Source organism: Saccharopolyspora sp. NPDC002686, from assembly GCF_040295745.1.
Lineage (GTDB): Bacteria > Actinomycetota > Actinomycetes > Mycobacteriales > Pseudonocardiaceae > Saccharopolyspora > Saccharopolyspora oryzae.
Genome location: NZ_JBEOVY010000231.1, coordinates 1 through 12,356 on the forward strand (window position 1 = coordinate 1; position 12,356 = coordinate 12,356).

Annotated in this window: 12 protein-coding genes; 8 read left to right on the plus strand and 4 right to left on the minus strand. The window is 71.7% G+C overall.

All coding sequences use genetic code 11. From position 1 onward, the window contains the following. Positions 1–268, minus strand: a 268-nt coding sequence (locus ABTZ89_RS26135; protein ID WP_351049379.1) for a hypothetical protein, incomplete at its 3' end; no start/stop codon positions are given. Between ABTZ89_RS26135 and ABTZ89_RS26140 the strand changes: the two genes are divergently transcribed. The 3 genes from ABTZ89_RS26140 (at position 248) to ABTZ89_RS26150 (ending at position 3,099) form a co-directional block, all read left to right on the plus strand. After that, positions 248–874: a TNT domain-containing protein gene (locus tag ABTZ89_RS26140; protein ID WP_351049382.1), complete on the plus strand. Its 627-nt coding sequence runs from the start codon at positions 248–250 to the stop codon at positions 872–874. The two genes, ABTZ89_RS26135 and ABTZ89_RS26140, sit on opposite strands and share 21 nt — an antisense overlap. After that, on the plus strand, positions 871–1,176 hold the full coding sequence (locus ABTZ89_RS26145; RefSeq protein WP_270954628.1) for a hypothetical protein: 306 nt from the start codon (positions 871–873) through the stop codon (positions 1,174–1,176). Before ABTZ89_RS26140 ends, ABTZ89_RS26145 begins: the two co-directional genes overlap by 4 nt. Before the next feature lie 78 nt (positions 1,177–1,254). Continuing rightward, positions 1,255–3,099: a DUF2339 domain-containing protein gene (locus tag ABTZ89_RS26150; protein ID WP_351049385.1), complete on the plus strand. Its 1,845-nt coding sequence runs from the start codon at positions 1,255–1,257 to the stop codon at positions 3,097–3,099. A gap of 115 nt (positions 3,100–3,214) precedes the next feature. Here the strand turns inward: ABTZ89_RS26150 and hisN are convergent, their stop codons facing one another. Next, positions 3,215–3,997 (minus strand): histidinol-phosphatase, encoded by a 783-nt coding sequence (gene hisN / locus ABTZ89_RS26155; protein WP_351049399.1) that lies wholly within the window; start codon positions 3,995–3,997, stop codon positions 3,215–3,217. Between the two features lie 174 nt (positions 3,998–4,171). Here hisN and ABTZ89_RS26160 point away from each other — a divergent pair, with 174 nt between their 5' ends. Next, the gene (locus tag ABTZ89_RS26160; RefSeq protein ID WP_270954418.1) at positions 4,172–4,846 is read left to right on the plus strand and encodes a response regulator transcription factor; all 675 of its coding nucleotides are present in this window, start codon (positions 4,172–4,174) and stop codon (positions 4,844–4,846) included. A 6-nt stretch (positions 4,847–4,852) separates the two neighbouring features. Beyond that, complete coding sequence (locus ABTZ89_RS26165) at positions 4,853–6,127, plus strand: sensor histidine kinase (RefSeq protein ID WP_351049389.1); 1,275 nt, start codon at positions 4,853–4,855, stop codon at positions 6,125–6,127. Between the two features lie 96 nt (positions 6,128–6,223). Here ABTZ89_RS26165 and ABTZ89_RS26170 read toward each other — a convergent pair whose 3' ends face one another. Continuing rightward, positions 6,224–6,748, minus strand: a complete 525-nt coding sequence (locus ABTZ89_RS26170) for a GtrA family protein (protein WP_351049392.1) — start codon at positions 6,746–6,748, stop codon at positions 6,224–6,226. A gap of 62 nt (positions 6,749–6,810) precedes the next feature. Then, entirely contained in the window at positions 6,811–9,234 is a 2,424-nt protein-coding gene (locus ABTZ89_RS26175; protein ID WP_351049394.1) for a sigma-70 family RNA polymerase sigma factor, read from the minus strand. A 196-nt stretch (positions 9,235–9,430) separates the two neighbouring features. Between ABTZ89_RS26175 and ABTZ89_RS26180 the strand changes: the two genes are divergently transcribed. From ABTZ89_RS26180 to purE, 3 genes are all read left to right on the plus strand, one after another. After that, on the plus strand, positions 9,431–10,234 hold the full coding sequence (locus ABTZ89_RS26180; RefSeq protein ID WP_270954414.1) for a hypothetical protein: 804 nt from the start codon (positions 9,431–9,433) through the stop codon (positions 10,232–10,234). 94 nt (positions 10,235–10,328) lie between these two features. Continuing rightward, positions 10,329–11,513, plus strand: coding sequence for a 5-(carboxyamino)imidazole ribonucleotide synthase (locus tag ABTZ89_RS26185; protein ID WP_351049396.1), 1,185 nt, complete (start codon positions 10,329–10,331; stop codon positions 11,511–11,513). A 52-nt stretch (positions 11,514–11,565) separates the two neighbouring features. Further along, complete coding sequence (gene purE, locus ABTZ89_RS26190) at positions 11,566–12,054, plus strand: 5-(carboxyamino)imidazole ribonucleotide mutase (protein WP_270954419.1); 489 nt, start codon at positions 11,566–11,568, stop codon at positions 12,052–12,054. The last annotated feature ends 302 nt before the right edge of the window (positions 12,055–12,356 follow it).

The window sequence follows — 12,356 nt, forward strand, 5'->3', positions numbered from 1 at the left end:
ACGGATCTGAGGCCAGCGCGCGGGCGTTGCGCTGGGCCCTGGTCGAGGCGCGGCGAGCAGGGCGAGCCGGCAGCTGCCGCTTCCGCCGGAGGGCCCGGCGCGCCCGGGCCTGAACTTCCCGCCGCAGGACCACCCGGAGTCGCACCTGGTCGAGGACGGCGACGCGTTGCAGCGGGTGGGTTCGGCGGATGTGTACGCAGCTGCGCGACGCGATCGCGAGGAGCGCGGTGAACCGGCGCAGCTGCCCGTGGAGCTCATCGCGAAGCACGATCCGCTGGGCGAGCTCAGCGAGGTCGAGTGGGAGCACCGGTTCGTCGAGCGCGGCGAGCACGTGTGGCCGCCGGCGGCCGAGCACCCGGAGGGCGGCGTGGAACCGGCGGAGCCGGTGGTGCTGGAGCCGGACGTGGTGCTGGACTGCTCGGGCGACGGCGCCGGGCGTTTCGCGTTCGCGTTGGCCACGTCGTTCGGCCAGCGGTCGCTGCCCCAGTCGTACGCCGAGCGGGAGTACCGCAGGTATCGCGTGATGCGCCGGTTGCCGGTGTGGCAGTCGGTGACCGCGCCGTGGTTCGCGCAGCCGGGCGGCGGCGTCCGCTACCGCGCGACCTACTCGCTCGACGACCTGGTCGGACTCGGCTACCTCGTGGAGCTGACCCCGGCGCGCGAGGCAGCCGAGGCGGTGACCATGCGCATCGAGCGCGAGGCCGTCGAGGGCGGCGCGGAAGCCGAAGTGGTGGAGTCGACCTTCCAGATCACCCCGGTGGAGACGGAGCTGGTCGAGGGCGAGCCGCGCGGGACCGTGCCGATGCGGGCCGACCCCGCGGAGACCGCCGAGGCGGACCAGGACGACGAGGTGCAGCAGGAGGCCGAGAAGTGAACACCGAGTCCGTGCTGGGTTGGCTGGTGGCGATGGGCGTCCCGGAGGGGCTCGTGTCGATCGGCGCGGAGGCCGACGACGCCTGGTGCCTGGTGCGCGACGAGCGCGACGGGACCCCGGCGTGGGAGGTCTTCTGGAAGGAACAGGGCAACCGCTACGACTGGGCCCGGTTCAGCAACGAGCAGGTCGCCTGCTTCTACCTGTTCGGCCGGTTGACCTGGACCCAGGCGTTGCGCGGCGTGGTCGGCCCGGTCGACGCGACCAGCACGCCGCCGCAGGGCACCCCGGCGCAGCGGGCGTGACCGGCGAGACGCAGTTGTGATCGCAACTGAGTAGTGCTACCGATGGCCTGACCGGTGCGTTTGCCACACCGTGGTGGCATGTCGCAACCATCGCCAGGTGAAACGCTCCAGCTGGTCGCGGGCGAGCTCAACGCCATCGGCCAGCGGCTGACCTACCTGGGCAGCATGGTGCAGGCCCAAGCAGCGGCGCAGGCCGCCCCGCAAACCCCCGCACCGCAGGCTGCTCCAGCGACGCAGCAGGTCCCGGCAACCGCGCCGCAGCAGGTCCCGATGCCGCCGCAGGTGCCGCCGTACCCGGGGCTCGCGCAGCAGCCGCCGCGCCAGCGCCGCCAGCTCAACCTCGAACCGAGCCGAGTGCTGGCCTGGGTCGGTGCCGGCGTGACGCTGCTGGGCGTGGTGTTCCTCCTGGTCCTGGCCGTGCAGCAGGACTGGCTCGGGCCGGGCGCGCGGATCGCCGGCGGTGCCGTGCTGGCCGGACTCCTGGTGGCGGCCGCGTGGTGGATGCACCGCAGGTCGAAGGGGGAGGAGACCGGCGACGCGGGCCGGATCGCGGCGTTCGCCCTCGCCACGACCGGTTTCGCCGCGCTGTTCCTGGACGTGGTCGCGGCCACCGCGCTCTACGGCTTCGTGTCGGTGCCGATCGGCCTGGGGGCCGGGCTGCTCGTCAGCATCGCCGGACTGGCGCTCGCCGACCGCTGGCAGGCGCGGCCGCTGGCGCTGGGCGTGGTGCTGAGCTCGGCGATCTGCGCACCGATGATCACCCAGCTGCCGAACTCGCTGCTCGTCGGCTTCCTGGTCCTGCTGCAGGTCGCGGCGGCACCGGTGCAGGTCCGACGCGGCTGGCCGTCGCTGGCGCTGGCCGCCGGCATCCCGGTGGTCCTGGCGGCGCTGATCGCCGCGGTCTGGGGCATGGCCTTCCACGACCCGATCCTGGTGGTCGCGATCAGCGCGGCCGTGCTGCTGGGCGTGGTGATCGCCGCGATCACCGCCGGTGCGCGACCGGACGCCGACCGGACCTCGATCGGGCTGCTCATCGCCGCGCCGACCCCGGCGTTCCTGGCCGGACCGCTGCTGCTGGAACGCCCGGCCGCCGGCCTGCTGGGCGGCGGGACCACCGTGCTGCTGCTGGCGATCTGGGCGGTGGCCCGGTTCGCCCCGGCGTTCCGGAACTGGCTGTCGCACCGCTTCACGGCGGCGGTCGGCGCGATGGCCGCGGTCGCGGCGGTGCAGACGACCCTGACCGTGCTGGACTCCTCGAGCTGGGCAACGGCGTTGCTGTGCGAGGCGCTGCTGCTGAGCGTCGGCGCGTTCGTGCTGCGCGGCGCGGGGGTGCTGCTCGGAGCGGCTTGCTACGCGACCTTCGGTTTCCTGCTCGCCCTGTTCAACGAGGTCCCGCTCACCGCGCTGCTCTGGCACGGCTACGCCCCCGGCGTCGAGGGCTTGCTGTGCGGACTGCTGATCGCCGCCGCGGCGATCGTCCTGCCCGCGTCGGCGGTCCGGATCGAGAAGTTCCCGAAGTCGCCGCCGCTGTGGTCGGCGACGGGCCTGGCACTGCTCTACGGAACGGCGAGCGCGACGATGGCGGCCTGCCTCCTGGTGGCCGACACCCGCAACGGCTTCCTCACCGCGCACATCCTGATCACCCTGAGCTGGGTGGTCGCGGCGATCGTCCTCCTGCTGCGCGGCGTCCAGGTCAAGCACCTGCGCATCGCGGGCCTGGTCCTGATCGCGGCGTCCCTGGCGAAGCTCCTGCTCTTCGACCTCGCCACCCTCGACGGGGTGGCCAGGGTGATCGCCTTCCTCTGCGCAGGCCTGATCCTGCTGGCAGCGGGCTCCCGCTACGCCCGCCTCCTCAAACCCCAGCAGCCACCCGCTGAGGAGCCACGCAAATTCAATGGAAATCAGACATCCGATTTCCATTGAATTTGCGGAAGTTGTCCACAGCCACCGGCGTGTCGGGACATGACACGCCGACAGCCGCGATTTCCATTGAAATCGGACATCCGATTTCAATGGAAATCGTGCTCGACGCAGGGGCTCAGCGCTGGAGGAGGGTGAGCGCCTCGGCGTGCAGGTGGCCGTTGGTGGACAGCGCGGTTCCGCCGTCGTAGCGCGGGGTGCCGGTCAGGTCGGTGAAGGTTCCGCCGGCCTCGGTCACCAGGACCTGCGCAGCCGCGACGTCCCACGGGTTCACGATCGGTTCCGCGGCGATGTCGATGACGCCCTCGGCGACCAGGCAGTGCTGCCAGAAGTCGCCGAACGCCCGGTTCTCCCAGCAGGCGTCGACCAACCGCAGGTAGGACTCCCGCGAGTGGTGCTCCACCCAGGTCCCGAGGTGGGTGGTCGACACGTACGCGTCGCCGAGGTCGCGAACCCCGGACACCGAGATCCGCTCCGGCTCCGCCGCACCGGTCCGGCACCAGGCGCCGGTCCCGGTCTCCGCCCACCAGCGCTTGCCCAGCGCCGGGGCGCTGACCACGCCGATCACCGGACGACCACCGTCGACGAGCGCGATCAGCGTCGCCCACACCGGAATGCCGCGCAGGAAGTTCTTCGTGCCGTCGATCGGGTCGAGCACCCACGCCCGGCCCTCGCCCGCCGAGCCGCCTCGCTCCTCCCCGGCGACGACGTCGTCCGGCCGGTGCTCGGCGAGCACCTCGCGCACTGCGTCCTCCACCGCGAGGTCGGCGTCGGTGACCGGGGTCCGGTCGGGCTTGCGGTCCACGCTCAGGTCCCGTGCCCGGAACCGGCTGCTGGTGATGCCGTCGGCGACGTCGGCGAGGTGCAGGGCGAGGTCGAGATCGCTGGTCACGCCAGGCACCCTAGCCCGCAGCTCGACGTCATCGGCAGCCAGGACACCGGACGAGATCACCTTCGACGAGCCGAAACCTCGGAGGTGTTCAACCGCACCGCCGCGCAAATCGAGTTCGCCGTGGAAACCGCTACTCGGACCGTTACGCAAAGGGGCCCCGGGGACAGGCTCTAGGCTGGTGGTGTGAGCGTGGTGCTGCTGGCAGAAGACGACCCGGCCATCGCTGTGCCGCTGTCCAGGGCGCTGCAACGAGAGGGCTACACCGTCCAGGTCATAGAGGACGGTCCTTCGACGCTGCGCGCCGCCGCCTCCGGTGGGATCGACCTGCTGGTGCTGGACCTCGGACTGCCGGAGATGGACGGCCTGGAGGTGTGCCGCCGGCTGCGCTCCCAGGGCCGCGGTCTGCCGGTGCTGATGTTGACCGCCCGCACCGACGAGGTCGACTTCGTGGTCGGCCTGGACGCGGGCGCCGACGACTACGTGGCCAAGCCGTTCCGGCTCGCCGAGCTGATGGCGCGCATCCGGGCCCTGCTCCGCCGCGGCGCCCCGGAAACGCTGGAGGCCTCCGGTGTCCGCCTCGACCTGACGGCCCGCCGGGTGCTGGTCGACGAGCACGAGGTGCAGCTGGCGAACAAGGAGTACGAGCTGCTCCGGGTGCTCATGCAGCACGCGGGACAGGTGGTGACCCGCGAGGAGATCCTCGAGGAGGTCTGGCCGGAGTCCGACCGCAAGGGCAGCAAGACGCTGGACATGCACATCTCCTGGTTGCGCCGGAAGCTCAGCGACAGCAACGGCCGGCTGGACGAGACCCGCATCGCCACCGTGCGCGGCGTCGGGTTCCGCTTCAACGCGGACTGACCCGCGATGCGTCGTCGAATCCTGCAGGCCACGCTGCTGGCCGTCGCCGTCACCGCTGTCGTCCTCGGGCTGCCGCTGGGGTTCAGCGCGCTCAAGCTCGTCCAGGACATCACGGTCAACGACCTGTCCACCCGCGCTCAGCAGATCGCGACGCTGCTCGACGAGCAGATCGCCTCGCAGCGCCCGGTGGACCTCAACGCGGCACGGCTGGCGGTGCCCGACGGCGCGCGGCTGATCGTGCGCACCCAGGCCCACGACTACGCCTACGGCCCCGACCCTGGTGAGCGCCCGCTGGTCGAGAGCGTGCCGATGGTGCAGAGCGGCACGGTGACGATCGCCGCGCCGAGCGCTCCCGTGCGGACCCAGCAGATCCAGGTCGCCGGTCTGGTCCTGCTGCTGGTGGTGCTCTCCGCAGGTACCGGGATGATCGTGGCGTCGGTGACCGCGCGACGCTTGTCCGACCCGCTCCGCCACGTCGCGGCCCGCGCGGCGCGCCTCGGCGCGGGCGACTTCCGCGCGGACCCGCAGCGCCACCAGGTCCCCGAGCTGGACCGGGTCGCGGATGCGCTGGACGCCTCCGGTGCCGCGCTGTCCCAGCTGGTCCAGCGCGAACGGGAGCTGGTGGGCGACGTGTCGCACCAGCTCCGCAGCCGCCTGACCGCCATGCACCTGCGGCTGGAAGCGCTGGCAGCGACGGACGACCCGGAAGTGGCGGAGGAAGCAGGCGCAGCCCTCGAACAGGCAGAACGCCTCTCCGGAGTCCTCGACGACCTGCTCGCCGCAGCCACCGCCGCCCGCGCCCGCGACGCCGCACCCCTCGACATCTCAGCGCTGCTCTCCGACGTGGCGGCCGAGTGGCGCGAACCGCTGAAGGCCGCGGGCCGCACCCTGCGGCTGAAGGTGGAGGAGGAGCTGCTCGCCCGCGTCACGCCCACCCGCCTGCGCGAAACGATCGGCGTCCTGCTCGACAACGCGCTCCGGCACGGCGAAGGCACCGTCACGCTCGCGGCGCGCCAAGGCGGCGGAACTGTCGTCGTCGAGGTTAGCGATGCGGGCTCCGGCGTTCCCGACGAACTGGTGCCTTACGTCTTCGAGCGGGGCTTCTCCGGCCACGGCTCCACCGGCGTCGGCTTGGCGCTGGCCCGGGCCCTGGTCGAAGCCGACGGCGGCCGCCTCGAGCTCAGCCAGGCCCGCCCGGCGATGTTCGAGGTCTTCCTCCCGGTGGCCCGGGCCGACGACGTCCTCGGCTTGCCCTGGAAGTCCGAACCCACCCCGCGCTGACCCGCGCCGCTTCCGCAGGTGGCGACCCGTGAGTCTTTTCTGTCGTCATAGCGCCGCACAAGACTCACGGCGCCTGACCTGCGAAAACGCGGAACTTCAGCTGACCGGTTCGCGGTCGCGGTCCGGAGCCTGCTCCGCCTGATCGGTGGGGAACACCCACTTGCGGAACGCCCACCAGCGGAACGCCATGCCGAGCAGCAACCCGACGATCTGCGCCGCGGTGAAGTCGGCGATCTCCTCGACGAAGCGGCTGGTGTACGGCGTCTGCAGGTGCAACAGGTACCGGGACACCCACAGCGGCGCCGAGTACAACCCGACCCCGACCGCGCTGATCGCGAAGTACAGCGTCGCCTCGGAGTGCCGCTGCCGCCCGCCGCGGGTGCGGAACGACCACTCGCGGTTGAGCCAGTAGGACACCATCGTCGCCACCAGCACTGCGATGACCTTCGAGGTCACGGGCTTGGGCGAGAGCACGGTCAGCTTCAGCGCGTAGAAGATGCCGGTGTCGATGAGGAAGGTGATCCCGCCGACGATGCCGAACTTCAACAGCTCGCGGTGCCGGATCGCGAGCTGCCGGTACCGCTGTGGGACACGAGCCAGCACCGAATCGACGACGGACACAGCCCGAGTCTACGTAGCCGGGCCGTGCGGGCGCCGCCAGCCGTGGGAACCCGAGACCCGATTCACCTGGGCTGTGGACCCTCCTGCGGGCGTGTCGTGCTCGACGAAGGCGGTGCGCTGCTGCTAGGAGCCTCCGAACTGGACGGTGGCGCGGTGCTGCTGGGCGGCGTCGTCGTCGAAGTCGGCGGAGTCGTCTCCGGCGGAGCGGTCGTCGTCGGCGGCGTCGACGTCGTGGGCGGCGTCGTGCTGGTCGGCGGCACCGTCGTCGGAGGCGTGCTCGTCGGGTCCTCGGTGGTCGGCTTCGACGTGGACGTCGTCGGCGGACCCAGCGACGGGACCGCGGGCTCCGGCCACCAGCAGTGCCACGGGTCCCCGTGATCGGACGGGAACCACGGCGGCCGACCGTGGTTCCAGCCCGGCGGCCACCAGGGCCACCACCAGCACTCCGGAGGCTTCGGCGGTTCCGGAGCGGGCGACCACAGCTGCACCGTCACCAGCTGGCTCCGGCTCGCCGAGCCGAGCCGTGCGGTGACCGGAACCGTCACGTCCCGGGAGATCATGTCCCCGCTCCGCGGCTGGTCGGCAGCGGGCTGCGGGTAGTCCGGCACGGTGGTCAGCCACATCTCGCCGATGAACGAGGCACCTGGTGCGAGGTCCTCGGCGCAGCGGACCAGGCGCTGGTCCGGCGCCACGTCGCACTGCGGCGGCACGGCCTGCGCCTGCACGCCCTCCGGGATCTCGGCGACGGCTTCCGCCCGGCCGGTGCTGGTCCCGGTGTTGGTGACCGCCATGGTGATCTTGCTGTTCTTCCAGGGCAGGTGCGACCAGCTCCAGGCCAGCAGGTCGACCCCGTCCACCGGCGCCGGCGGCTTGACCACGACCGGCACCGCGTTCAGGTGCAGCTCGATCGCCGTGCCTGCCGAGATGTTCGCGGTGATCTCGCCACCGGCGGCCGACTCGTCGGCGCGTACCCGGAAGCCGAAGGTGAACGACTCGCCGGGCCGCAGCCCGCGGTCGGTGGTGCAGGTGGTGGTGGTCGACCGGGTGGTCTCGCAGGTCACCGTCGGCGAGCCGGGCGGCTGAGCGCGCAGCATCGACGTGCTCTGCGGAGTGGTCGAGGCGGGCCCGGACGACGACATCGCGCCGGGCAGCTGCGCGGTGACCCCCGGCGGCAGGGCCAGCTCGGTGGTGACCGGCTCCGAGTCGCCCGAACCGCTGTTGCTCACGGTGATCGGCAGGTCGACCGGATCCCCACCGGCGACCAGCTGGATCGGCTGCCCCGGACCGGACGCGTTGAGCGAAGGCGTCGCCGGAGGCGGAGGCGGCGGCGCCGGAGCTGGCGGCGGAGCCGGTGCCGGAGGTTGCGGTGCCGGGGGCGGCGGCGCCGGGCTCGGCGCGGGCGGCTGCTGCGGCGCAGGTGGAAGCGGTGCTGGCGGCTGAGGTGCCGGAGCCGGCGGTTGCGGCGCAGGTGCGACGGCGGGCGGCGGCTCAGCGGCCATCGGAACGGTCTGATCGGTTCCGGAAGTCATGGCGATGGCGACCGCAGCGGCCAGCACCGAGGTCGCCACCCCGGCGGTGATCGCCTGCCGCGGCCCGGAGCTCGCCGCCCCCGCCGCTCCGGCAGCGCCGGACGCGCTCCCTGCGGCCAACGCCCCGGCGGCTGCACCACCGGAAGAAGAAATGGCCAGGTAACCGGTGGCGGATGCCCCGAGCACCAGCGGCGCGATGATGACCCGCAGCGCACCGTTGACGTCGGCGAGCTCCGCGGCCAGCGCCCGGCACCGGTCGCAGTTGTCGAGGTGCGACTCGACCTGCGCGGTCTCCCGCTTCGACAGGCCGCGACGCGTCCACGCGCCGAGCCGGTCCACCGTCGCCCGGCAGTGCTCGACCCCGGACTCGGCGTCGTCCAACTGCCCGAGGTGCACCTGCAGGTACGCCTGCCGCAGGCCTTCCCGGGCGCGGTAGGCGAGCGCGGACACGCCGTTCGGCGTCAACCCGAGCAGCGGCGCGACTTGAGCCGGGGTCTGGCCCTCCACCTCGACGTGCCAGAGCACGGTCTGCCAGCGCTCGGGCAACCGGGCGAAGGCCTGCGCGGCGAGGGTGCGCTCCAAGCCGGCGACGGCGGTGTCGGTGAACGGCACGCTGACGTCCGCGCCGGAAACCTCCGTCACGTCGTCGGCGAGCTGCACCTTCCGCTCGCGGCGGGTGCGGTCGTAAGCGGTGTGCCGCAGCGCGGTGAGGAGGTACGCGCGGAACGCGGTGTTCGGGCCGCGGCCGTCGCGCAGCGTGTCGAGGACCTTGGCGAACGCCTCGGACACCAGGTCGTCGGCCTCAGCGGCGGACTTGGCGACCTGGCGGGCCATGTTGTAGGCCGCGCCGACGTGCCGTTCGTAGAGCTGCGCGTACGCGGCGGACGAGCCGCTGCGGACCTCTTCCAGGAGTTCCCCATCGCTGGGCCCCTGAACTTCCGCTGGAATTGTCGCCACGCCGCACCTTCCTCCCCGCGGGAGACTCTAGATCTGCCGACAGAGCTGCTGACTAAGGGAGTCCCGGTCGGCGTCGGTCATGACGCCGTTGGACCGATTGTGATCTAGATCCCAGCGAGGATGCCATCCTTTGCACCGTCATGGGCGACTCTTTGCTCCGTCCCGATGACAGGGAGTCGAAGGAGGGGCGTTGAGGATGAGGGAGTGGCCGCTCAAGTGTGATGCGACGATCGCGCAGGGTCGCCAGCGGGCCCTGCGGTCGCGCTGGCGAACCGCCAGTCTCGCCGCTGGGTGGCCGTTTCCGAGCGACTGGGCGTCGGACGCGGTGGACGTGGTGTGCGCGGCGGTCGTCTCGGACGAGGACCTGGTGGACCCGTTGACGGACCTGGGCGCGGCGCGGGCGGAAGCCGGCGTCGGCCTGGCCGGAACGCTGCAGGACCTGGCAGCGCTGCACGCGGTCGCGACCGGTGACCACGACGGGCTCGTGTCGGCGGACCCAGACGTGGTGCCGACGGCGCTGGTGCGCACCACCGCGCTGGGCTGGGCCGAAGTGATCGCGCGGCTGTCGGTCGGGCGTGAGGTCGAGGACCCGCTGACCGGGCTGACCACGGTCGGCTACCTGCGCACCCGGCTGCACGAGGTGTACCGGGAGGCGCGGGCCGAAGGCAGGTCGGCGAGCGAGGACCACGCCCTGATCACGGTCTCGCTGGACGGACCGGCCGACACCTATTCGCGGATGATCGGGATGGTGCTGATCGCCGACGTCCTGCGGACGGCGTTCGACGCGGGGGAGACGGTGTCCCTCCTGCGCCCGGCCACCGCTGCGGTGCTGACCAAGCGCACCCCGCAGCTGTCGGCCCGCTGCCTCCACGCCCGCTGCATGATCGAGCACCGCCTCGCAGCGGATCCGTCGCTGCAGGTGTGCCGCGAGGTCCGGATCAGGGAGAAACCGCTGCCCGCCGACCACGAAGCGGCGTGCGACCTCCTGACCTCGCTCTGAGCGGCCGCCATCGCGGGACGGATCCGGTGTGATGCGGGTCGCTCTGGTAGGTGCCGGCGCAGGTGTACGGCCTGCGCCGCTCTACTCTGGCCGCGTGGACCACCGGACCGGAACCCCAGTTGTCGGCATGATCGGTGGCGGCCAGCTGGCGAGGATGACCCACCAGGCCGCGATCCCGTTGGGGCAGTCGCTGAAGGTGCTCGCCACCTCGAAGGACGACTCAGCCGCCCTCGTGTCGCCGAACGTCGAGATCGGTCACCACACCGATCTCGAAGCGCTGAAGAACTTCGCGCAGGGCTGCGACGTGATCACCTTCGACCACGAGCACGTCCCCGGCGAACACCTGCGGGCCCTGGCCGCGGCGGGGGTGTCCGTCCAGCCCGGACCGGACGCACTGCTGCACGCCCAGGACAAGCTCGTGATGCGCCGCAAGCTCGCCGAGCTCGACCTGCCGGTGCCGCCGTTCGCCGAGGTCACCGCGGTCGCCGACGTCCTGAAGTTCGGTGCCGAGCACGGCTGGCCGTGCGTGCTCAAGACCGCCCGCGGCGGGTACGACGGCCGCGGCGTGTGGATGCTCAACACCCCGGACGGCGCCGAGCGCACCGTCGCCGAGCTGCTGGAAGGCGGCGCACCGCTGCTCGTCGAGCAGTGCGTGCCGCTGCGCCGCGAGCTCGCCGCGCTGGTCGCGCGCTCGCCGTTCGGACAAGGCGCGGTCTGGCCGCTGGTCGAGACGGTCCAGGAAGACGGCATCTGCGTCGAGGTCCTGGCCCCGGCCCCGGACGCCGGCCCGGAACTGGTCGAGCAGGCCCAGCAGATCGCGCTGAAGATCGCCGAATCGCTCGGCGTCACCGGTGTGCTCGCGGTCGAGCTGTTCGACACCGAGGACGGCCTGGTCATCAACGAGCTGGCGATGCGCCCGCACAACTCCGGCCACTGGACGATCGAAGGCGCGCGGACCTCCCAGTTCGAGCAGCACCTGAGGGCGGTCCTGGACTACCCGCTGGGCGCCACCGAGCTGACCGCGCCCGCGGTGGTCATGGCGAACCTGCTCGGCTCGCCGACCGAACTGACGATGAGCGTGGACGAACGGCTGCACCACCTCTTCGCGCGCTTCCCGCACGCGAAGGTGCACCTGTACGGCAAGAGCGAACGGCCGGGCCGCAAGCTCGGCCACATCACCGTCCTCGGCGACCGCATGGAAGAAGTGCGCGAGCAGGCTCGGCTGGCGGCGCACTGGCTGTCGCACGCCGAGTGGCCGGACGGCTACGAGATCCACTGACGTGAAGAGAGGTCCGAGCGTGGCAGGCGAGAACCCGCTGGTCGGCGTGATCATGGGCAGCGACTCCGACTGGCCGGTGATGCAGGCGGCCGGAGATGCGCTCACCGAGTTCGACGTGCCCTTCGAGGTCGGCGTCTACTCCGCGCACCGCACTCCGCAGCGGATGCTGGACTACGCCCGGAGCGCGGCCGACCGCGGAATCCGCGTGATCATCGCCGGCGCGGGCGGTGCCGCCCACCTGCCGGGCATGGTCGCCTCGGCGACGGTCCTGCCGGTGATCGGCGTCCCGGTTCCGCTGAAGCACCTCGACGGCATGGACTCGCTGCTGTCGATCGTGCAGATGCCGGCCGGTGTCCCGGTGGCCACGGTGTCGGTCGGCGGGGCCCGCAACGCGGGACTGCTCGCGGTCCGCACGCTCGCCGCGGATTCCGGAGAACTCGGCGCCCGCCTCCGCGCGGACATGGCGAAGTTCCAGTCGGACCTCGAAAGCATGGTCCTCGACAAGGACGCCGCCCTCCAGGAGAAGGCAGCCCGTTCTTGACCCCTGACCGACGAACCCCAGGCGAAGCCGGAAAACCCGGCCTCACCTGGGGTTTTGTCCTTAAAGGGGGGTGGTGTTCAGGGGGTGTTTCGGGGTGTGTAAAGTTATCCAGGTCAGCGCGACACGGGCCGGGAAAACCGGGCCGGGCCTGACGCGGGGTCAAAACCCGGTCTCCACAAACGAGTGGTAGCCTGGCTTGGCTTCACAACGAAGACTTTGAAAATGCGATTCGCTTCGCGGTTGATAACTCCAGAGCTGGTTCGGTATCCGGGTGATAACGAAACGGGATCGGGACAACGGAA